Genomic DNA, 20116 nt, shown 5'->3' on the forward strand with positions numbered 1-20116 from the left:
GCCCCATGAGGGGCCATGCCGGATCAAAACGAAGCGACCAAGGCCGGCTCCTGCTCCTCGACTTCACCCTCGGGCTCGCGCTCGGCGGACTCGACGGGTAGGTCGGAAACGGCGTCGGCGGCAGTGTCGATGGCGTTGTCGGCTTCGGGCGCGGGTGCGTCCTCCACCGTTGGCGCCTCGGCTTGCGCTTGGCTCATCGGATAGACCTGGGTGCCATCGATCTTGATCAGACCGATGTGGATCAGCGTCGACTCCAGGCTTGCGGCCGGTGCCCCAGCGTGCTCGCCCTTGGTACGGATGTACGGATCGATCTTCATATCGTTGAGACGGAAGGCGATCAGCACCTTGCGATCCCCTTCGATGGCCTGCACGCATCGGCGAACCAGATGCTCGGCCCCGGGGGTGGCGACGATCGTGTCGAAGTACCGATATTCCGGTTCATCGACAGGTCCGGCCAATGCGGCGATGGAGCACGACAGGAACGGATCGCCATCCTTGGGGGTGACGTCCTTCGGACGGTTGAGGTAGCCGATGCCACGGGTAATCAGCTCATGCTGCTCGATTGAAGCCAGTTCGGCCCGCTCGATCGGCTCGGCCTTGAGCAGTCGCGCCTTGAGGGACGCGGCGGCCTTGCCCTGGTTTTCGCCCTTGTCGCGGATGTACGCATCGCCCCAGAGGTCGCCAAGGCGGAAGCGCACCAGCGGGCGCTGCTTGGGATCGTCAACGCCGATGTAGCGCTGAACGAGCTTCTTGGCCTCGGCACCCGAGACCTTGACATCGAAGTAGCGGTAGCTGGGGTCCCTGGCGGGGCCGACCAATGCGGCGATGGTGCATGCCAGGAAGGGCTGCGCACGGCGGCCGCCCCTGACGGGCACTTCACGGACACGCTGGATGTAGCCGATGCCCGATGTGTGGAGGTCGAAATACGATTTCTCGTTGGACGTGGTGTTCATGGTGAATCTCCATTGGGAAAAGCGGAGACACACCGAGCCCACGCATGCGGGGAAAGGTGCGTAACCCCGCGGTGGGTTGATAAGGCGAAAGCATCCACCACCAGAGACTGGTGGCCGCTCGCGTATGGATGCGGTGCGAGCTGGCTCGGTCACGCAGTGGAAACTGCGCCGCAACCTCGAAGACCGATGGTTGCCTGGCATGTCGCTGACAACGTCAGCAGGCATGGGGTCAGCATGGGCGGCCCTTGCGCGCGCGGCAGCAATCAATTGGCATCCGGGTGTTTCCCTTTGTCCACGCAGCCCGGTTCAGCGCAAAAGAAAGCCCCCGGTGCGGGGGCTGCGAGGGGCGAGCGTCAGTTGCCGCTCTATGCGGGAGGAACCACCTCCAGTGACAAATGTGTGGCGGTGGCCGACAGCATCAGGTCGTCTGCGGTGTGCAGAATGCGCGTGAATACGCCGTCCTTCGGGTCGAAGTACTCCGCGAAGTCGTCGCCGCCCAGTTCGGCGCGCGCCAGTTCCCACCAGTCGTCGAACGGGTCGGTATCCGGGTTGCAGCCGACGGCATAGGCCAGCAGCTTCACACGCCCATCCGGGCGTCGCTCTCCCTGCTCGGCGAGGAAGTACACGCCCTGGTCCTTGACCAGGATGACGCGGCATTGACCAGCGATCGCCTCGGTCAGCACAGGCCGCAGGTCGGAGCCTTTGAATCGCAGTGACATGGTTGAAATCTCCTGTGTGGAATAGAGAAAAGGCCCTCCACCCGGATGGATAGAGAGCCTGTGGGGCACATGGCCAATGGGCTGAAACGACGTGAGGGAGCCTCGTGTCAGCCGAAGAACCCCCAGGATTCGGTTCCCAGGGTCATGCCGGTACCGCCTGGCGCTGCCGGGTAGCCTTGGCGTCGATCACGCTCACATCGATCACGCTCACATCGATCAGGCGCCAACGTCCGTCGTCGACGAGTCGCTCCAGCACTTCGCCGAGCATGTCGAAATACACCTCGTCATGCCGATCGAGCAAATCGCCGTCGCGGTGTAGCTCCACCACATAGGTGTCGCCGCCTCGCTCGTACAGCACCGTCACCCGGCCCTCGAACTTCGCGGTCGAGACCGTAAAGCTGATCGCAGGAGGTGTCTCGACGATCTTGGAAGGCTTGGGATCGACCCAGGTGAAGTCCCGGGCTCCCGCATCGACCAGCATGTGGGTGATGCGCCGGAAGCCATCGGGCGCCGGCATTTCCTCCAACTGCTGGATGAGCTGGCCCAGTTCCATGCACTGCGGCTCGGGGATGGGCAGCTTGGCCGGCGCAGAGCCGAGGATGTGCGTCTTGACGGTGTAGGGAACCCCGTCGGACGTCATCTCGGTGCGCTCTTCCGGGGTGTCCGCGCGCAGCCCATCGAAACGGCGCCGTGCGTAGGGTTGGACATGCACCTTGGCACCTTCGTCGGGGACGGTGGTCACCAGCTTGGAATCGAGCACAGCGAATTCGCTGGGCTTGAGCTTGACGACGATGGCGTCGTCAGTGATTGCGACTACCTTCCCGTCGAAGGACTGGGGGTCGATGGCGAAGCCCCATGTCGAAGACTGCGGCTGATCGTCGAACACGCGGTACTTGAACGACCGCACGTTGCGGGGCACGTGGCCTGCGACAAGCGAAGGCATCATGGATTTGATGAGGGAACGGTCCATGGAGAATCTCCTTGAGAAAGAAACAAGGGATTCCCCGCCCGCAAGGGAGAGGTCCCTTGTGGGTGGCGTGGATGGACGCGGTACGTCCGTGGAAAACATCGACCAGCACGGTTTCCCGTGCTTGCAGCCTTGAAGGTCTCGGCTGCCTGGGCATGTGTCGGCAACGCCGACGAACATGGGGGAAGAATGGCCCGGGAGTAAGCGGCCCGCCCGCAGGAAACGGCACCCCGCCGTACCCGCTTTACAGCGCTCCGGGCAAGAAAAAGCCCCTCGAAAGGGGCTGGAGATGTCAGGCTTCGTACACGAAGTAGTGTTCGCGCTGACGCGGGAAAAACACGTGCTTCCACGTGTCGCCGCTTGTGTTGCCACCGTCGAACACGACCATTTCGTAGTCGTCAATGTCGGTGTCCGCCAGATCGGCGCTGTCGATATGGCGCATGTGCAGCGTGCCGCTCATGCGCTCGAACACCAGAATCTGGCCGATGGCGTCGTTCTGGCTCATGGCGTTAACGCAGGCTCCAAGCTGATTCTCGAAGTCAGGCGTAGGCGAGATGAGATCGGGGAACATGAGATTGCTCCTATGGAATTGAACCGGCCCAGCTCCTGGTGGGAGGCGGGCTGGCATGTGGGGGATAAAGGGGAAGGCTTGCGCGTCGCGCGTCTGCTAGATCTCGGCCAGTGGCAGGCCCAGTAGCGCGGGTGCGTCAGCATCTAGGATGAGGATGCGTACATCGGCCTGGCCGGCCAATTCAAGGATGTTCGCCAGGTCGTCAGGCATGCCCTTGTCCCGGTGCTCCTGCCGAAGCTGCTCCGCACTGATGCCCTCGGCATACTCCAGGTTCTTGTCTGTCCAGGGCGTGGAAATCAGCTTGACGCCGATCGCCGGGCTGTATGGAACCCGGAAGGCGATGAACAGAAAGGCCTCCGGCGTCGCAAGGTCCGCTAGGCTGGCCAGGTACTGGCCGGTTTCCTGGCTGATGTGCGCGCTGCTGATTTCCCAGCATCGGCTGTAATAGCCGGTCTCGAAACTCAACCGCTGCACCACGTCTCGCGCGGCCTCGGCCGAATAGGTATCACCGACGTGGACCGGGCGACCGTCCAGGTCGTCGCCATGGATGGCATAAACCACCGCACCCACCACGCCTTCGCCGCTGACGCCTTCAATGGCATCGCATTCGGCCATCAGTTCGGCACTGACAGGCACAGTGCCATTCCTGACCACCGCGAAGTCGCTGGTGACGATGCAGGGGGAAGAAACCAGCTCCTCCTCGGAGAGGTGCTGTTGGCTCGCGTGGATGTTTCGCCACACATGCGGGCTTCCGTCTTCGTAGCTGATGCACAGCGTTCGGACGATTTTCAGATTCCAGTAGCCGCGTACAAAGGGGTTGGGATTCTGGGTCATAGGATTTCTCCAGATTGAATAATGGAGCCAATCCCCGCCACCGGGAACTGGACCCCGGTGGGTTGAAAGTCGAAAAAGCGTCAGGCGGCACTGATCGATGGCTTTGGACCAATCGGCGCTGGCTGACGGAGGGAAAATTGAGGGACATGGCCTGGTGGGCGCATGTCCCTCATGGGGTGGCGAACGACAAGGTGGTGATATTCCGGAAGCCGGCTCACCAACCGCTGTAGTTCACCAGCAGGTCGGCGATGACCTTGCGGCGTTGCAGATCGAGACCGTCGAAGTCCGACAGTCCTTGGAAGTGGCAGCGCTTGAGCATGGCACCGCCCTCGCGCGCGTTGTAGAAGCTGAACATGGCGGACAGGAACATGCGTTCTCCGCTGCTCAGGACGCCGAGAGCGTCGTTGGCACGCAGCATGTCGGGACGCAGATCCCACTTGCTCTTGGCCTGGTTCAGGCCTTCGCGTGTGCCGTCGCCAAACCATTGCGGGCCAGCGATCTCGACACCGCGCTTCCAGGCCTCGAAGAAGGCTTGGGGCGCGGCGGCGAAATGCTGCTCTTCCCACATGATCTGATCGACGACTTCCTGTGGCAAAAGCTGGTTCATGACGTGATTCCTCCAGTTGGATCAGGGCGTGGCGAGCTGGGACCAGCCGCCTCTTTCGAGGGCACGTTGAGCCGCGACATAGCTGCGGAAGTACTCGCTGGATTCCCGCGAAACGGGACCTTCGGTATCGTGCGTGCCGATGTAGTGGCCGGCGGCGCTATGCAGGACTTCGAGCGGCAGGAACTTGCCGCAATGGATCAAGGCCAACTGGCCGAAAGAGGCTTGCTGGGACATGGATGGGCTCCTTGGAGAAGCGGGGGCCTTGTCCCTCACGGGATGGCAGCTCCCGCATGCGGTTGAGAAAAAGCATCGGCGTCACGAGGACGCGCGTCCGCAGACTCGATGCGATAGCGGACTGGCGGGTGGCGCGGAGAGAATCCGCGGCAGCCTGGAAACCCTGGCTGCTGGCATGGTGCTGACGGATCAGCGACACATGCACGCAGCTTCGTGAGCGAGTCGAGCCACGTCAGCCGGAAATCGGCACCTGCTACAGCCCCTATTGGCGAACGTGGAAAAAAGAAAGCCCCGCAGCAAGTGCGGGGCTATCAGGACGGGCAGGCGATGCTGGATCAGCGAGGCTTGTCGCCCAGCACATGCTGCTTCCATAGGGCGAATGCTTCATCCGGTGCTAGCTCTGCAAGGATGACGATGGGCTGGCCCTGACGGGCGCGCAGCGATGCGAAATACGCCGGCCTGTCTGCGATGGCCTTGAGCTTGATGCCCTTGAGGAACAGCAGCTTGCCGTCTTTGATGAACAGCACCTTGTTGCCGACGTCGCGGTTGAATGCGGTGCGCAGCTTGCGCTCGGCGTACATGGCACCGGCCAGTTGATCGACGAGGAAGTCCAACGTAATGTCGATGATCAGCGGCTCTTCGTCCTCTCGTTCGAGGTCGAGCGAGGCCGGCGGAAGGCTCCTGGTGAATTCCTCCGCCTGGGCCAGAAGCGCGATCTGGCCTTGTAGCGCACGCACGAATGTCGATCCGCCATGTCCGTCGTTGCGGGCCTCGGCAATGGGAATGCCGTCGAATTCGACAATGGCGGTGAAGCACAGCGTTTCCTCGCTGGCGAAATCGGCCACCTTGAGATTATTCAGCGTGATGCGGTCTTGTTGGGTAATGGTTTCCATGGGAAGTCCTGAGTATCGACCGGGTGACGACACGCCCCTGACGGGACGCGGCATTCGTCCCGTGGGTTGGAGAAAGGAGGCATCGATGCCCCGGTGGGCAGCGTTCGCCGGTGGATGCCGGGGCGAACTGGCGGGTGGCGCGGGTGGAACCCACGGCAGCCTGGACACCCTGGCTGCTGGCTGCTGCCGACACGTCGGCAATGCAGAAGGAAGAATGGCGTGGCCGGTTGGCTGCGTCGTGCATCAATCCGATGCGCTCGATCCCGTCTTTTGCAGGCACTGCACCAGCCGCTGACCCAGCCACGCGACGCAGGGCACGGCCATGGAATTGCCGATCGCCTTGTAGCGCGGGGCGTCTGCGGCGGGCTTGCCGCGATAAGGGACCAGGGTGTAGTTGTCGGACATGCCTTGCAGACGTTCGCATTCCACGGGCATCAACCGCCGCACCCGCCACTGCGACCAATCCCCCGGGCCGGGTTCATTCCAGTCGTAGCGGAAATGCGCCTCGCAGTCGGGAGCCAGCACATAGGGCTTGTTCGCGCCGCCGTCGCAAGTGCGCAACGCCGCCGCGACGCCGCCGCCAAGCTCGGCGGCAAGACCCTGCCGACCCCGCAGGGCAATGCAGGCCACCGTCGGCACCCCATAGCCCGGCTTGCCGTTGGACAGGACGGTGCAAGCCACCTGCCCATGGCCCGACTCGAAGCGCACTTCGCCGCGATTGTTCTGCGCGAAGGCGATAGCCGGCACGACACCGGCGTTCGCATGGCTGTTGCGATGCCCACCAGCACGTAGCGTCGGCGTCAGATCCATCGTGGCATCCGCGCCGCTGCCCTGGGCGGTGAAGGCGATGATCGGCACACCTTTGCCCGTACCGTCCTCGCTGCTGCCCTTGCCGCCGTTGGCGGTGTCGAGGGTGTGGCTGATGCTGCCGGCGAACGACTGCACCATGAACGTCTCCGTGCGGATGTCATGCTTGGGGCCAGCCGCCATCAGGCATGCAGCCACATCGACAGGGCCGATGCCTCCGCTGAATCCGAACGTCGTCGTGACCTTGCCGTAGGGCTGCTTCAGTCCAGCAAATCCTGCGTATCCGCCTGCTGCTTCAGTACCAGATCCAGCAACACGGGCAGCTTCTTGCCACGGCGCGCTGCCCGCAGAAGAATCCCCGTGCAGGCCTGCGCGCTCAAAAAGTACTTCGACGGGATCGAGGCCATCTCCACCACTTGCCACAAGAAACACACGCTTGCGGCGTTGGGCGACGCCGAAATATTGAGCGTCGAGCACGCGCCAGGCGATGCGGCGCCGGGGTCCAGACACACAACCTGCGTGCGCCCATTTTTGCCCTGGCGGTTCGAGCGCACGGCTTTCTCCGGCCAGTGCTCCCAGGAAATGCCCGAAGGCGTTGCTGCGGTCGTTGAGGACGCCGGGGACGTTTTCCCAGACGAGCGTGGCCGACGTGCGGCCGTCTTGGTAGCGGGTTTGGTCGATGGCATTAGCTAACTCCACATAAGCAAGGGTCAAGGCTCCGCGCGGGTCATCCAGTCCCCTGCGTGCACCGGCAACGCTGAACGACTGGCACGGCGTGCCGCCGACCAGGATGTCGGGGGCCGGCACAGTGCCGGCGCGAACCTGGTGGGCGATCGAGGTCATGTCGCCCAGGTTGGGCACGCGCGGATAGTGGTGGGCGAGCACGGCGCTCGGGAACGGTTCGATCTCGGCGAACCACGCGGCTTCGAGGCCGAGCGGCTGCCATGCCAGGCTCACTGCCTCGATGCCGCTGCACACACTGCCGTACAGCAGCGGCGCGCAAGGTTGAGGGTGCATGTCGTCTCTCCTGTTCGTGTGGCCCAGGCCAATGGCCGGACCGGGACGTTGATGGGCAGGAGAAAGGCGCCGAAGGCCCTGCGGCCTTCGGCTCGGGAGGAAAGAGGAACCACCCGTGGGCTGATTGGCAGGCCCGGTCGTCGCTAGAACCGTCTGCTCTCAGCAATCACACCCGACCCATGTCGTGGCTGGGGCCGGCATCGTCTGGCGCACATCCGCGCACAAAGGGAGCCCGTTTTTGCACCGGCGGGCACCGGCACCGATTACCGCTGACCACGAAGGGTCTCCCGGTGGCTCGTGTAGGCTGGCAAGCCACCGGGAGACCCTTCGCAGAGGGCGGAAGAAACGCAGATCAACAGAACGCGCGTGGTGCGGCTCGCGGAGAAGCTACCTTCAGGTCCCGCGGCCGGGGACGGCCAGGCGGGACGCGCACACGGATCAAGAAGGCGTTGCGCGCTGGGCGTCCCGCAGGGCATGCGGGACACGGGCCACGCCGCCGAAGGCGGGCACGGCTCACGGGGAACGGGGTCGGTCAGGAGCCTTTGCGGCCGCTACGGCGCGGGCGCGAGGCGCCGCGCTTGGAGCTGCCGGATTCGACCGGCAGCGTGCCTTTGCAGTCCGGGTAGCGGCTGCATGACCAGAACGGGCCGCTCTTGCCGCTGCGCTGGCGCGTGGGTGCGCCGCACTGCGGGCATGCCGGCCCTTGGGGAACCTTGATGGACAGGGACGCGCTGCCGTACTGCGCGATCAATTGCGAAATCCATGCGGCCTGCTTGCCGATGAACACGTCCAAGGTGAGCTGGCCGGCTTCGATCATGTCGAGCGCCTGTTCCCAGATGGCGGTGGTGCCAGGGTCGGCAATCGCCGCAGGCACGGCATCGATCAAGGTGAAAGCCGCGTCCGAGGCGCGGATGGCGCGCCCCTTCTTCACAAGGTAGCCGCGGGCGATCAGGCCGCCGATGATGTTGGCCCGCGTCGCTTCGGTGCCGATGCCAACCGTATCCTTGAGCTTCTGCTTCAGGCGGGGATCGGACACCAGCTTGGCGACGCCTTTCATGGACTTGACCAACTCGCCTTGCGTGTACGGTTTGGGCGGCAGCGTCTTGAGTGCCTTCAGATCGAGGTCGGCCACCTGGCATGCCAGGCCCTCGCGCAGCGCCGGTAGCACCTGGGCGCGGGCCGCAGTGTCGCTCTCGCCATCAGCGTCGTCGGTCTGCGGCTCGGTCAGTACCTGGCGCCAGCCCGGGATGACAACCTGCTTGCCGGTAGCCGCCAGATTCTGCCCGCCGCATGACAGCTTGGCCACGGTGCGGTCGAACTCGTGGTGAGGGAGGAACTGCGCCAGGTAATGCGACCGGATGAGCCTGTACACGGCCAGTTCCTTGTCACTCATGGCGGAGAGGTTCGCCGGTTCAAGCGTCGGAATGATGCCGTGGTGGGCCGTGACCTTGCCATCGTTCCAGGCGCGCGAGCGCTGCGAACGGTCGAGCTGGCCCATGATCGGGTGCAGCGAGGGATCGGTTTTGAGCAGGCTGTCGAGAACGGTGGGCACTTCGGCAAACATGCTCTCGGGCAGATAGCCGGAATCCGAGCGCGGGTACGTCGTGGCCTTATGCGTCTCGTACAGGGCTTGGGCGATCTCCAAGGTTTCCTGCACGTCCAGCCCAAGTTGCTTGGAACACACTTCCTGCAAGGTGCCCAGGTCGAACGGCAGCGGCGGGCCTTCGCGCACGCGCTCGGTCTCGACCGATACGACCTGGGCGCTGCCGGCGGCGCGGATCTGCTGCATGGCCTGCTGTGCGACCGGCTGCTGCAGGCAGTGGCCTGCGTCGTCGGTGCAGGCATCGGGTGGCACCCATTGCGCGTTGAAAGCCTGGACACCTGCGGACAGGGACACGACGATGGCCCAGTACGGCACGGACACGAAGGCTGCGATCTCGCGGTCGCGGTCCACGACGAGCTTGAGCGTCGGGGTCTGGACGCGGCCGACTGACAGCACGCCGTCGTAGCCGGCCTGCCGCCCCAGCACCGTGAACAACCTACTGAGGTTCATGCCCACCAGCCAATCCGCACGAGATCGCGCCAGCGCCGAGTGGTACATCGGCAGCGTCTCGGCCGAGGACCGCAGCTTGCCGAGGGCGGCGCGGATCGACGCATCGTTCAGCGCCGACAACCACAGCCGCTCGATTGGCCCGCGGTAGCCGCACAGGTCGATGATTTCGCGAGCGATCAACTCGCCCTCGCGGTCGGCATCGGTGGCGATGACTAGTTGGGTCGCCTTCGCCAGGAGCGCTTTGACGACCTTGAATTGCGTGGCGGTCTTCGGTTTGACCTCGACCCGCCAATGCTGGGGAATGATGGGCAACTGCTCGATGGACCAGCGCTTCAACTGTTCGTCGTAGGCTTCCGGTGCTGCAGCCTCTACGAGATGGCCGATGCACCAGGTGACCGTGACGCCGGAACCGTTGAGGCAGCCTTCACCGCGTTGCGTGGCGCCAAGAATCCGGCCAATGTCTTTGCCCTGGGAGGGCTTCTCGCACAAGAACAGCCGCATATCCGTCCATCCGATTCCCGTGGTTCATGAGTTGCTGGAATCGAGGATGCCGAGCACCACTGAGGGCAGCAGCAAACAAGCCGCATGCGGTGGCGACCGCTTTCACGGGATGAAATGGCGTGTGCGGGGACGACGCGTGGCCGGAAGTGTGCGGGTCGGGAGCCGCGATTTCCGGGAGCGCGTGGAACTCGGTGGACGTTGGTGGAGCTATCCCCTGGGGATAATTCGCAGCGCATGGAGGGCGGCGAAGCACTGCAGCAGCCGCCCTCCATGTAGGGTCACTTCCTGCGCTTCGTTTCCTTCGGTGCCGCTGGTTCCTGGGTGGCCTGGGGCTTCGGCTCTGCCTCCTGTGGCTTCGGGCTGAGGGTCACGGACTCGATGCGGTACGGCAGGATGCCGACACTGCGCGCGTTGACCTGCCAAGTCTCACGCGGCTGATCTTCGTTGTCCGTCCAGGGGTCGCGCTCCATGCGGCCGACGACCAGCACCCGCATGCCCTTCTGGTAGAGCTGCTGCCAGCGGTCGGCGTCGTGGTGCCAGAGTTCCACCGGCGCCCAGAAGCCGCCGCGGTCCTCGAACTCGCCGCCTTTGGTGGGAACGGGGTTGTCGAAGTACACGTTCAGCCGGAGCAACCGGCGAGGATCGTCGTTGCCGTTGGGGAATTCGCGGTACTCGGGAGGCGAGCCGATGTTGCCCTCGCCGATGAATTGTGTGCTCATGTTGATATCTCCGTGGTGGTTGAAATACCCGTGCCTGGTTGGACTCGGGCGCGTGCTCGGCTGGCTGGCGCAATCACCGATCACGCACTGCGACAGGAACGGACGCGAGCCGGCGCAGGTAGGTGTTGTCCGCCTGCGCGGCCTTGCTGGCGCATTCCTGTGCTTGCCTGCCCAGGGTGTGCAGCAGGCTGATCTGCATGTTCAGCGTGATGCGCTGCAATTCGATTGTGTGCAGGTCGTGCAGCAGGTTGACCGGCGTGCTGGGGCTGGCGATCAGTTGCCGCCACAGGGCCACGCCCATGGCCGATCGATCATGCTTGCGCCAGCGAAGAAAGGCCGTGCCTGCGCCAGTGGTCTGCTGGGCCAGCTCGACGGGAAGCAGGTGGAAGGGATGCCCGCACGCCTGTGGCAGCACCTGTCGCTGCGCCAGGGCAATCAACTCGTCGCGCATGGCGAAGCACTGGCTGGCCCAGGTCTCGAAGTCCCCCTTACCTTTAAAAGGCTTTAAAAGGCCTTTTAGAGAGGCCGCGTGTTCCAGCCGCATGAAGGCTGGCTGTTCCAGACCACGGAAGTAGCGAGGTTCGCGGTTCGGGTCGCTCATGCCTGTTCGTCCTCGCCGGTGCTGGCCTCGGCCGGATCGGCGGCAGTGCCTTCGTCGCTGGGAGGTGCGGCTGCGGAAGCGCTATCACTGCGCTGTTGTAGGCCGCGGCGCACGACGGGCGGCGCAAACTTCGAGCGGCGAGTGCCTTCGAGCACGTCCTGCGGCAGGTCGCCGAACTTCTCCAGCGCCGCCCGCGCTGCGGCGTTCTTGGCCGCGAAGTCGTCGCGGGTGCATCCCGAGTAGCGGTACTGCTGGGCCAGGCTGAACAGGCTGCGCAGCGTGTGGGCACCTTCGTTGAGCCAGCGCTCCAATGTCGAGCGATCGATCAGCGCGGTGTGATGGGCGAGGATCAGCTTGCGGGCGATGTCGTCATAGTCGGCCAGGAGATAGACCGCGGCAAAGCCAAGTTGCGCGTTCACGAACAAGGGGAGCTTCACCGGTTGCACGTTGAGGTTCTCGCCCAGGCTCAACGCCGCAGGCACGCCGGCCAATGCCTGGTCCACCTGCTCGCGCAGCGATTGCAACGTGGTCTTGGCCTGGTCGAGCTTTTCCTCGATGCGCAACATCCACCAGTCGCTGTAGGGGTCGTCCTGCTCCGAGCCGCGCTTCATCTTGTTCATCACGGCGATGTAGCCGTTCAGGCCGACGATGCCGGGTCGCCCTTCGGTGGCGGCGCGGCCATGCCAGATGCGCGAGGCGTGGTGGGTGTGAAGCGTCAGCGACATCGCGCTGCGCAAAGAGCCGAGATTGAGTTGCAAAGGTTCGTTGGTTGCCATGGTGTCCGCTCGCTTGGGAAAAGGAGCGGTCAGGATCGGCATGCAGCGGAAGGCAGTCAGTCAACAAACCGAAATGAACTGGTCCCCGGTTGTCGTGGTGGTGGCGGCCCGCAATGCGAGCTATCCCCAGGGGATAGCTCCATCAAACGCCACAGAGCGCTGCTCGCGCAGATGGTGGGTGCGCTCAGGAACCGGACGCTACTGCAGCACCGTGGACAGAAGCACCCAGCCTGTGTCTTTCGGTGTTACGCCTTGCATCACATCTATCCCCAGGGGATAGCTCTACTGACGGCCACGGGCGTCTGCTTCACGCCCTTGTCGCTCGTCGCGCTCAGCTACTGCGCAGAAGGTCGCGCAGCCGGTCGATGTGCTGCCGGGCTACCTCGGGCGGAACTACATTGCGCGGTGGCTCAGGCGGTGCATCTCGTGCAGGGGCAGGTGGCGGTGCTGACCCAGCTTGCCTGGCCCATGCGTTGAACTCGCCACGGATGGCACGTTGGATGATGCCGAACAGGTAGCCTGCCGGGTTGCGGATGGTGCTGCCACGACAGCGATCCGCCCATTCGTCCAGCACTGCCTGGCGTAGCGGGGCATCGACCTGCTGCAATGCCACCATGGCGCCGGCCTGCTGCTCTTCCTTCAAGTTGAGGAAGCGATCAGGCAGACGAACTCCCGGCATTGCGCGCACCTGCCCACGCTCACGCGCGGTAGTACGTACTTCATTAATACGACTACTACGTACAGTACGGTCCTGCTTCGGATTCCGAAGAGCGCCGTCTGACGCGGGTTTCGGCCCTGCTTCGGAATCCGAAGAGGGCTGATCAGAATTCCGAAGAAGGCTCGGCGCCCCTTCTTCGGAATCGTGAACCGTGTCCTCCTGTGGATAACTCTCCTGCGACCCGATGCCCTGGCTTGCGAGGCGTTCGGCAAGGACCTGCAGCCGCGAGGGCAGCATGCGGCCAGACAGCAACGGGTCTTCGGCGATCTCCTTGAGCGTGTGCAAGCCCACGACCTGAACGGCCCTCGCCGAATGGCCCAGGGTGTGGCTGACGAGCTGCAAGTAGTCCGGGTCGAGCTGCATCGCCTCGAACGGGGTCAGGGGCTCGTCGTGCAGGACGTAGAGGTTGCCGAGGATGCGTCCGCTCTTGGGGTCGCGCCTGCGGCGCACGAGACTCAACCAGCGCGTCAGGCGCAACAGCGTCAGCGCCCGTGCCACGGTCTCGTGGGAGGCTTGTCCGGCGCAGGGCGTTGACGCGAGCCACGGGCGAAGTTGCTCATACGTCGGAAACGCAGTGACGCCATCCTCGTTGAGCATCATCCGGAAGACTTGCCAGGCATTGCGTTCAAGTGGCGTCAGGCGTCGGTCGAGGAACAGCCGTCGCGGCACGCTCTCGTGCCGATTGCCACTGAACAGAAAACCGTCGCCAGTTGCGGGCACAGGAGACGTTGCGGATGCGGGAGCCGGCTCGGGCGCGGGCGGGCGAGGTTTCGGCGCAAGGTCGTTCAGTGCGCTGTCGAACAGATCAGCGAGGGCGACGGGGCCTTGGCGTGGTGCTCGTGGTGCAGCGTCGTCCACGGCCATGATTCAACCCAGTCCCTGATCGATCCAGTTCTTGATCGCAGCCCAGACCACCGACAGCGGCAGCTCCATGCCTTCGGCGAGGTCCATTGCCGCATCAAGAACCGAGGTCTCATCCTCCAGCTCGACGTTCCTGCTGCTGGTCACGGCCTTCCAGCGCCGCCACAGCTCGGTGTCCTGCTCCTCGTCCAGAACCGGATGGCGCCCCTTGCGTTTGGGCAGGCCGAGAACTTCGCGCCGAAGTGCGACTTCCTGATGTGTCAGCCCGTAGAAGCGGCTCACCATTTCGGTACTGGCACCCAGGCGCAGCATGCGATCGACGGTGGCGATCTCCTTCTCCACGTCCTGCGCCTGTTTGAGCAATCGCCGGAGCACTTCCCGGTTCACCGAGACAGAGCACCAGGAGACGTTGGCATTGGCCAGCACGCTGATCAGCGCCGGATGCTTGAGCGCATCCAGCTCTTCCTCGCCGAACCCCATCGCCTTGCAGCGACGCAGTTGCCCGTTGCGTAGGTCGTAGAGTGCCTGCGCGATGACGGCCTGGTTGAGTGGGTTCGGTGCGGACATGCAGGCCTCCCTCGCTCAGATCCCAGGACCGACAGCGCCGGCTTCCAGATCCAGCAGGCGCCGGGCCAGCCGCAGCAGACGAAACAGCTTGACCAGCGCGGTGTCGCTCAATCGCCGGGCCCCGCCGTCACGACGTTGACCCTGGCCGTGCAACAGCGCTGGCAGGTCTGTGATGAGTTGCCCGCTGTCCAAGCCGACGCCGGCTGGCTGCTGACCGGCCAGGGAAACCAGTAGTGCGAGCACGGCGCGTGCGAGCGGCGACGAAGCCTGGGCTGGGGCACGACACGTGAACCCGATGCCATCAGAACGATCCTCGACACACGCGTCCAGGTCGGCCTCGCCCGCGATCTCGCGCGCGAACTGCGCGATGTGGATGCGCAGGCGGTCGGGTGTGTCGAGGCCAGGGTCGATATACCAGATGTCCGAGATGGGATAGAGGCCACCGGCCTGCACGGGAATCGACTGCAAGACGTTGGCCGAGAAGTCGGGCGGCAGCGCATCGCCCAACTGGTCGGCGACCATGCGCTGGATGGACTGGAGCCGCTCCGTCGTGGGTGCCGGAGAGATGATGTGCTCGTCAAGCAGACCGCCATTCGCTGCCGCAGGGCTGGCTGCGGATGCCTCGCTCGGGGCCCCATCGTCCCGGGGCCTTGTCGGCGCGTCGGCAGAGTGGCCCGCAGAAGGTGCAGTTGTAGTGGGGGGCGGTGCCGGTTCGATCGGCGGCCGTGCGATGGCCCCAGGCTCGGGCAATGCCGGCGGCGCCGATGGCGGGGTTGGGTCGCTGACCAGGGCGCGGTGGCGGCTCTCGGATTCGGTCAGGTCCAAGGCGAGCACGTCGTAGTCGATGCCCAGCAGCTCGGACATCTGACCGATCAACTCGTCCTGCACACGCGGCGGCGAGAACTCGTCGGGCTGGACATCAAATTGCGACAGCGCCTCCAGAAAGAAGCTGTCGAAGTCCAGCGGCAGGGAGCGGCCTTTGGCATAGTGCTCCCACGTGCGTTCGCTGGCTTTGCGCATGACCGACAGCCGCTCGACCTGGTGGCGGCCGAGGCCCCCGTATAGGACGGTCGGGATCGCGGGCAGCAGGTAGCGCACCGCGTCAGCCATGCGGCTGATGTGCGACTGCTGGACTGGGAAGCCGTCGGCGGCCAGGCGGCGGGCCAGCTCGGACTGGCTCAGGGTGGTGCCGCTTTCAGCTTCATAGAACTCGCGGGCTTTCTCGACGCCCAGGGCGCGCTCGATGAACGTGAGGCCGCCGCGTAGTTCGTTCTCGGCGAGGTGCCCGGTCAGGGCGACGATCTCTCCGCGCGCAGGCCACGGCCGGAACAGGCACGATATGCGGAAGAAGCGTTCGTCCTTGGTCTCCGCCCAGAGTTCACGCAGGATCGCCAGCCTGGTGTTGCCGCCGTTGCGGATGATGTAGTGCGCCTCGCCAGGACGGCGTGTGATCGCTGGCGCCGCGTCCAGGCCGCGCTCTCGGATGGAGGCCTTGATTTCATCGTAGGCCGAGTTGCGCTTTTTGCGGGGGTCGTGGTCGTAGGGCCGCAACTGGTCCAGCGTCACGACCATCGGCGTGTCGGCGATCGGGTCGCTCAAGGCCGTGGCCGATGGCCCACTGCGCTCGAACCCGGCGGCAAGCAGCTTGCCGGCCATGTCCTGGGAGGTCATCTCAGCCATGACCACATCCCTCGGCGTTGACGGCCCGGGCCATGCGGGCCTCGCGCTCGGCGCGGCGGATCTGTGCACGGGCGTTGAGATCCGCCCGGTAGTCGCTCGCTGTTGAGCTGGTGTAGATGGTGGCGCAGCCGGCCTTGGTGAACTTGAGGTGTCCGCCACGTGTGCGCTTGACGTGCCAACCTTCGCTCACAGCAAACTCGATCAGGGCGCGCAGCCGCTTGTGGCCACGGGCCAATTCATGTGCGTTCGCCATGCGACCTCCCGGTTTCAATAGAACGTGGAGGACGGCCGGAAACGTGGGCAAATCTGTCTTGCCATTGAGGGAACAATTCGCCAGCGAGCGCGCGCATGGTGTCGAGCGCGGCGGGCGCAACTCTGCCCGGCGGCTGGCGATGCTCGACGCGATGCACCGGCAGGCCGCGGGTTGCGGCGCGCGGATAGGCCTCGATGGCCGGCACGTCGGTGCCCAGCACGCATATGCCGGCATGGTCCTGGAACAGGTCGCGCAGCGCCTGCTGGATCATCCGTGCATTCGCGGACACGGGGTGGACGCGATTGATGAGCAGGTGCAGGGATGGCGGTTCGATGCCGAGGTGCCGGTATGGCGCGATGTCCTCCAGCAACTGCATGGTGCCGCGTCGCAGTTCGCGGGCAGCGAGAATTTCCGGGGTCACGGGCGACAGCGCCAGGTCAGAGGCGAGCACCGCCATCTCCAACAGCACCGAGCGTGCACCCTGGGTGTCGATCAGCACCAGGTCATAAAGCGGCGCCAGCGCCGGCAGCAGGTGCCGCAGTCTCAGGCGTCCGTCTGGCGCGTGCAGTAGCAACGTGTTCAGTTCACCCCGGTGATCGTTCGAGAGCACCAGGTCCAGGCCCGCGATGATGGTGCGGGACACCAACTGATCGAGGGCGCGTTCGTTGAACGCCAGCAACTCATAGATACCGCCGGCAGCGCGGTGTGCCAGCTCGTAATAGGACGACAAGGTCGGCTGCACGTCGAGATCGAGCAGCAGCACACGCAGCCCCGCGTCCGCGGCGAGGCCGCCGAGGTTGGCGGCCGTAGTCGTCTTGCCTACGCCGCCTTTCGTTGAAATGATGGATACGACCTGCATGGCGCTCTCCGTTTGGCGATGGGAAAATCGAGGGGGAGCGGGTCAGGTCCGGTTGTTGAGGCGTTCGGCGATCCACTGGTCGATCTCGACCGAATCCCAGCCCACGGCGCGCACGCCCAGGCGCAACGCCTGCGGAAACTGGCGCTTCTTCATCAGGTTGTAGATGTGGGCGCGTTTGAAGCCGGACTTCGCTTCAACTTCATCGAGCCGCAGGATGCGGCGCTCGTGCGGTGGCAGTACAGGTATTTGCGACATGGCGGTCACTCCTGAACGCTCAGTGGCGTTTGTTGGCGTGACCTCTATTCAATAGACATGGCTGCGGAAAAACATTGCAAATGCAATCTCCGCGACTGCACATACAAGATGGAAGAATTCACGCGGCTGCGCTACGGACATTCTTCCTGGCATTGGCGAACTTGCCGTTCAAGGTTCGCTCCGTGATGCCCATGGTGCCGCCATAGTGGGCGAGCAATGCGGTGACGATGGCCTCCTGCGTCTTGAAGCTGGAGTACGGCACGCCGGATGGGGATTGGCTCAGCATCAGCGTCAGCATGCCGCCGATGATGTTCAGGTATGTAGTTTCCGCCCGATCACTGATCACGCACTGCTTGGGAGCCAGCAGTACGGCGGACTGCTTTAGCAAGACTTCGTGTTGCTGTTGCAGTTCGCGCATCTCGCGTCGGCTATGGTCCAGCGCGGCCTGCAGAGCCAGCCGTTCCAGCAGGATTGCCTGTCCTGTTTCGATGGTGATGAAGGGATGCACCATGCGCTCGCCCCGACTGAACAGAAATCCCGGCCGATGCTCGGGATAGTGGGTGCGCATCCACCGCTTCAGATCGACATGGCGGACGGTCAGATCGGGTGAACTCACCAGATCTGGGTCATTAAGCGTGATCCCGTTCTTGCCGAAGGGCAGTTCGGCGTTGAGGATACCGTCGTAGATGCGTTCCGAGTACAGCCGACACTCGTTCCATCGCGGGCAGTCCAACATCTGCGGCAGACAACGCGGTGATGCGATCGATGCGACGATCACCGCCTCGTACCGCAACAACCCAGCCCACCGTATGGCAGCTTCGATGGGACGATAGAACACCTTTGATAGTGGTGGCTCCTTGTGCATGTTTTCGTCTCCTTTCGGAAGCGCTACGTCACCGGCTCCTTTCTTGCCCCGCCAAGGGGCTGTTGTGTCGTTATGCCTGTGGTTGATGCCTGGGGCGATGCCCTGGAACATGGACAGAAGAGATCATGGCACCCGTCACAGGTGGTTCTCTCTTGCTCGATGTGCAAGAATTGACCAGTTGCCGGCCCGTCGAGTAACAAGGAAGAAGCACGCTCGACAATGGCGCTCACGGTGCCAGCGTCATGGGGTGCGTCAAGCCCATCAAGACCGATTCGATATGGTCTGATAATCCCCACGGTTTCACAAGGCGCACGGGATTGCATCCGCTGCTCCACGTCTAGAGGGACTTGGAGAAATCCGCGCATGTCATGCTTGTTTCGGCATCCTGATATATCGACATAGCATCTACGGGCTAAGCCACGCGGCTGGCTTCCACTGTGGGACAGCCGTCCTCGCATCGCTTCTCGGGATGCATTTCAGTTCCATCAAGCAGGCGGGGCGCTTACGACGCCCACAGCCAGCGACGGGGGCTATGTCGGCTTTGTCCAGCGCAGGTCGAATACCCAGGTCCTCTTCCGCTCGTCCCTTTTTTAGTGCGCTGACTTGGCGACGTCCAAGGTGATCTCGCCGTTCTGTTAAGAAGTGGACTTTGCCTGCCATGCTCGTGGTAAAATACCGAAGGTTTTATTGGAATTCCGTTCCTGTGCGCTCGGACTGGGTTCTAGCTTTTTAATTCAATACTTTGGTCTGACCATGACCCGTACTGCTTCGACCAACATCGCTCTGTGGTGGCGCTTCCAATAGGAAGCGGCATGTCGTTGCGGTCTTGACCGCACCTTGCCGCCGTACCGGCAGGCAAGGTTTCAAGAAGGCTTCCCGGCACGGCGGCTCCAAGATTTGAGGAGATTGCCCGATGCCCTTAGCATCCCAACCCCGTCGTCGAACTGATGCCCCGCGCGCTGCGCCGCCGTGGGGTACAAGCTTGCCCGTCTTGTCTGCGCACTTGTCCCAGCCATGCCGGCGCAAACGCTTCCTCGGCACACCGCGTTGGCGCACTCTGCGGCTTCACTCAAAACCCGTTGCTACCCTGTGCCAGCACTTGCGTGCGCTTCCTCCATCGCAATCGATCGCCGATGTGTGTAATGAAGTGTGTAATGGGGTCCGTGTGTAATGAAAATATTCAATAAAATCAAGGACTTAAAATCATGAGACTCCTGATGATCGACAACTACGACTCCTTCACCTACAACGTCGTGCAGTACCTCGGCGAGTTGGGTGCAGAGGTCAAGGTCATTCGCAACGACGAACTGACCATCGCCCAGATCGAAGCCCTGAACCCCGAGCGCATTGTGGTCTCACCCGGCCCGTGCACGCCGACCGAGGCGGGTGTTTCCATCGAAGCTATCCTGCACTTTGCTGGCAAGCTGCCGATTCTTGGCGTGTGCCTGGGCCACCAGTCCATCGGCCAGGCCTTTGGCGGTGATGTGGTACGTGCGCGCCAGGTGATGCACGGCAAGACCAGCCCGGTGTTCCATAAAGACCTTGGCGTATTCGCCGGCCTGAACAACCCGCTGACTGTCACCCGCTACCACTCGCTGGTGGTCAAGCGCGAAACCCTGCCCGACTGCCTGGAGCTGACCGCCTGGACCGCGCTTGAAGACGGTTCGGTGGACGAAATCATGGGTCTTCGCCACAAAGAGCTGAACATCGAAGGGGTGCAGTTCCACCCCGAGTCGATCCTCACCGAGCAGGGCCACGAGCTGTTCGCCAACTTCCTCAAGCAGACCGGCGGCCGCCGTTAAGGAT

General features: G+C 63.7%; 21 protein-coding genes. 1 reads left to right on the forward strand and 20 read right to left on the reverse strand.

All coding sequences use genetic code 11. The features are described from left to right. Window positions 1-23 precede the first annotated feature (23 nt). From NPS58_RS06210 to NPS58_RS06305, 20 genes are all read right to left on the reverse strand, one after another. Window positions 24-953, reverse strand: coding sequence for a DUF3577 domain-containing protein (locus NPS58_RS06210; RefSeq protein WP_247735646.1), 930 nt, complete (start codon window positions 951-953; stop codon window positions 24-26). A 365-nt stretch (window positions 954-1318) separates the two neighbouring features. After that, window positions 1319-1672, reverse strand: a complete 354-nt coding sequence (locus tag NPS58_RS06215) for a DUF3085 domain-containing protein (protein ID WP_247735647.1) — start codon at window positions 1670-1672, stop codon at window positions 1319-1321. A 142-nt stretch (window positions 1673-1814) separates the two neighbouring features. Then, complete coding sequence (locus NPS58_RS06220; protein ID WP_247735648.1) at window positions 1815-2642, reverse strand: GTPase; 828 nt, start codon at window positions 2640-2642, stop codon at window positions 1815-1817. Window positions 2643-2931: 289 nt separating this feature from the next. Continuing rightward, window positions 2932-3210, reverse strand: coding sequence for a uridylate kinase (locus NPS58_RS06225; RefSeq protein ID WP_247735649.1), 279 nt, complete (start codon window positions 3208-3210; stop codon window positions 2932-2934). A 96-nt stretch (window positions 3211-3306) separates the two neighbouring features. Continuing rightward, a complete protein-coding gene (locus NPS58_RS06230) occupies window positions 3307-4044 on the reverse strand; it encodes an ABC transporter substrate-binding protein (protein WP_247735650.1) in 738 nt (245 codons plus the stop codon). Between the two features lie 214 nt (window positions 4045-4258). Continuing rightward, a complete protein-coding gene (locus NPS58_RS06235) occupies window positions 4259-4651 on the reverse strand; it encodes a hypothetical protein (RefSeq protein WP_247735651.1) in 393 nt (130 codons plus the stop codon). 21 nt (window positions 4652-4672) lie between these two features. Further along, on the reverse strand, window positions 4673-4885 hold the full coding sequence (locus NPS58_RS06240) for a hypothetical protein (RefSeq protein ID WP_247735652.1): 213 nt from the start codon (window positions 4883-4885) through the stop codon (window positions 4673-4675). A gap of 335 nt (window positions 4886-5220) precedes the next feature. Beyond that, the gene (locus NPS58_RS06245) at window positions 5221-5778 is read right to left on the reverse strand and encodes a hypothetical protein (protein WP_247735653.1); all 558 of its coding nucleotides are present in this window, start codon (window positions 5776-5778) and stop codon (window positions 5221-5223) included. 243 nt (window positions 5779-6021) lie between these two features. Further along, on the reverse strand, window positions 6022-7602 hold the full coding sequence (locus NPS58_RS06250; RefSeq protein ID WP_247735654.1) for a DNA cytosine methyltransferase: 1581 nt from the start codon (window positions 7600-7602) through the stop codon (window positions 6022-6024). Window positions 7603-8134: 532 nt separating this feature from the next. Then, entirely contained in the window at window positions 8135-10156 is a 2022-nt protein-coding gene (locus NPS58_RS06255; RefSeq protein ID WP_247735655.1) for a DNA topoisomerase III, read from the reverse strand. Between the two features lie 278 nt (window positions 10157-10434). Then, complete coding sequence (locus tag NPS58_RS06260) at window positions 10435-10875, reverse strand: single-stranded DNA-binding protein (RefSeq protein ID WP_023106357.1); 441 nt, start codon at window positions 10873-10875, stop codon at window positions 10435-10437. Between the two features lie 73 nt (window positions 10876-10948). Continuing rightward, window positions 10949-11476 (reverse strand): DUF3158 family protein, encoded by a 528-nt coding sequence (locus tag NPS58_RS06265; RefSeq protein WP_247735656.1) that lies wholly within the window; start codon window positions 11474-11476, stop codon window positions 10949-10951. Next, window positions 11473-12252 (reverse strand): PFL_4669 family integrating conjugative element protein, encoded by a 780-nt coding sequence (locus tag NPS58_RS06270; protein ID WP_247735657.1) that lies wholly within the window; start codon window positions 12250-12252, stop codon window positions 11473-11475. Before NPS58_RS06270 ends, NPS58_RS06265 begins: the two co-directional genes overlap by 4 nt. Before the next feature lie 331 nt (window positions 12253-12583). Next, entirely contained in the window at window positions 12584-13834 is a 1251-nt protein-coding gene (locus tag NPS58_RS06275) for an STY4528 family pathogenicity island replication protein (protein WP_247735658.1), read from the reverse strand. 3 nt (window positions 13835-13837) lie between these two features. Then, complete coding sequence (locus NPS58_RS06280) at window positions 13838-14398, reverse strand: DUF2857 domain-containing protein (RefSeq protein WP_073664028.1); 561 nt, start codon at window positions 14396-14398, stop codon at window positions 13838-13840. 15 nt (window positions 14399-14413) lie between these two features. After that, window positions 14414-16078, reverse strand: a complete 1665-nt coding sequence (locus NPS58_RS06285; protein WP_247735659.1) for a ParB family protein — start codon at window positions 16076-16078, stop codon at window positions 14414-14416. Further along, on the reverse strand, window positions 16071-16331 hold the full coding sequence (locus NPS58_RS06290; RefSeq protein WP_247735660.1) for a hypothetical protein: 261 nt from the start codon (window positions 16329-16331) through the stop codon (window positions 16071-16073). Before NPS58_RS06290 ends, NPS58_RS06285 begins: the two co-directional genes overlap by 8 nt. Further along, window positions 16315-17190, reverse strand: a complete 876-nt coding sequence (locus NPS58_RS06295) for a ParA family protein (RefSeq protein WP_247735661.1) — start codon at window positions 17188-17190, stop codon at window positions 16315-16317. Before NPS58_RS06295 ends, NPS58_RS06290 begins: the two co-directional genes overlap by 17 nt. A gap of 42 nt (window positions 17191-17232) precedes the next feature. Further along, the gene (locus tag NPS58_RS06300) at window positions 17233-17445 is read right to left on the reverse strand and encodes an AlpA family transcriptional regulator (protein ID WP_009876569.1); all 213 of its coding nucleotides are present in this window, start codon (window positions 17443-17445) and stop codon (window positions 17233-17235) included. 118 nt (window positions 17446-17563) lie between these two features. Next, complete coding sequence (locus NPS58_RS06305; protein WP_247735662.1) at window positions 17564-18310, reverse strand: hypothetical protein; 747 nt, start codon at window positions 18308-18310, stop codon at window positions 17564-17566. A 1205-nt stretch (window positions 18311-19515) separates the two neighbouring features. Between NPS58_RS06305 and NPS58_RS06310 the strand changes: the two genes are divergently transcribed. Continuing rightward, the gene (locus tag NPS58_RS06310) at window positions 19516-20112 is read left to right on the forward strand and encodes an aminodeoxychorismate/anthranilate synthase component II (protein ID WP_274114470.1); all 597 of its coding nucleotides are present in this window, start codon (window positions 19516-19518) and stop codon (window positions 20110-20112) included. Window positions 20113-20116: the final 4 nt, after the last annotated feature.

Source organism: Pseudomonas putida, from assembly GCF_028682455.1.
Classification (GTDB): domain Bacteria; phylum Pseudomonadota; class Gammaproteobacteria; order Pseudomonadales; family Pseudomonadaceae; genus Aquipseudomonas; species Aquipseudomonas putida_AA.

What these genes read in the sequence shown, in the direction of transcription:
- NPS58_RS06210 (WP_247735646.1), bottom strand. Translation starts at nt 953, where the DNA reads ATGAACACCACGTCCAACGAGAAATCGTATTTCGACCTCCACACATCG.
- NPS58_RS06215 (WP_247735647.1), bottom strand. Translation starts at nt 1,672, where the DNA reads ATGTCACTGCGATTCAAAGGCTCCGACCTGCGGCCTGTGCTGACCGAG.
- NPS58_RS06220 (WP_247735648.1), bottom strand. Translation starts at nt 2,642, where the DNA reads ATGGACCGTTCCCTCATCAAATCCATGATGCCTTCGCTTGTCGCAGGC.
- NPS58_RS06225 (WP_247735649.1), bottom strand. Translation starts at nt 3,210, where the DNA reads ATGTTCCCCGATCTCATCTCGCCTACGCCTGACTTCGAGAATCAGCTT.
- NPS58_RS06230 (WP_247735650.1), bottom strand. Translation starts at nt 4,044, where the DNA reads ATGACCCAGAATCCCAACCCCTTTGTACGCGGCTACTGGAATCTGAAA.
- NPS58_RS06235 (WP_247735651.1), bottom strand. Translation starts at nt 4,651, where the DNA reads ATGAACCAGCTTTTGCCACAGGAAGTCGTCGATCAGATCATGTGGGAA.
- NPS58_RS06240 (WP_247735652.1), bottom strand. Translation starts at nt 4,885, where the DNA reads ATGTCCCAGCAAGCCTCTTTCGGCCAGTTGGCCTTGATCCATTGCGGC.
- NPS58_RS06245 (WP_247735653.1), bottom strand. Translation starts at nt 5,778, where the DNA reads ATGGAAACCATTACCCAACAAGACCGCATCACGCTGAATAATCTCAAG.
- NPS58_RS06250 (WP_247735654.1), bottom strand. Translation starts at nt 7,602, where the DNA reads ATGCACCCTCAACCTTGCGCGCCGCTGCTGTACGGCAGTGTGTGCAGC.
- NPS58_RS06255 (WP_247735655.1), bottom strand. Translation starts at nt 10,156, where the DNA reads ATGCGGCTGTTCTTGTGCGAGAAGCCCTCCCAGGGCAAAGACATTGGC.
- NPS58_RS06260 (WP_023106357.1), bottom strand. Translation starts at nt 10,875, where the DNA reads ATGAGCACACAATTCATCGGCGAGGGCAACATCGGCTCGCCTCCCGAG.
- NPS58_RS06265 (WP_247735656.1), bottom strand. Translation starts at nt 11,476, where the DNA reads ATGAGCGACCCGAACCGCGAACCTCGCTACTTCCGTGGTCTGGAACAG.
- NPS58_RS06270 (WP_247735657.1), bottom strand. Translation starts at nt 12,252, where the DNA reads ATGGCAACCAACGAACCTTTGCAACTCAATCTCGGCTCTTTGCGCAGC.
- NPS58_RS06275 (WP_247735658.1), bottom strand. Translation starts at nt 13,834, where the DNA reads ATGGCCGTGGACGACGCTGCACCACGAGCACCACGCCAAGGCCCCGTC.
- NPS58_RS06280 (WP_073664028.1), bottom strand. Translation starts at nt 14,398, where the DNA reads ATGTCCGCACCGAACCCACTCAACCAGGCCGTCATCGCGCAGGCACTC.
- NPS58_RS06285 (WP_247735659.1), bottom strand. Translation starts at nt 16,078, where the DNA reads ATGGCTGAGATGACCTCCCAGGACATGGCCGGCAAGCTGCTTGCCGCC.
- NPS58_RS06290 (WP_247735660.1), bottom strand. Translation starts at nt 16,331, where the DNA reads ATGGCGAACGCACATGAATTGGCCCGTGGCCACAAGCGGCTGCGCGCC.
- NPS58_RS06295 (WP_247735661.1), bottom strand. Translation starts at nt 17,190, where the DNA reads ATGCAGGTCGTATCCATCATTTCAACGAAAGGCGGCGTAGGCAAGACG.
- NPS58_RS06300 (WP_009876569.1), bottom strand. Translation starts at nt 17,445, where the DNA reads ATGTCGCAAATACCTGTACTGCCACCGCACGAGCGCCGCATCCTGCGG.
- NPS58_RS06305 (WP_247735662.1), bottom strand. Translation starts at nt 18,310, where the DNA reads ATGCACAAGGAGCCACCACTATCAAAGGTGTTCTATCGTCCCATCGAA.
- NPS58_RS06310 (WP_274114470.1), top strand. Translation starts at nt 19,516, where the DNA reads ATGAGACTCCTGATGATCGACAACTACGACTCCTTCACCTACAACGTC.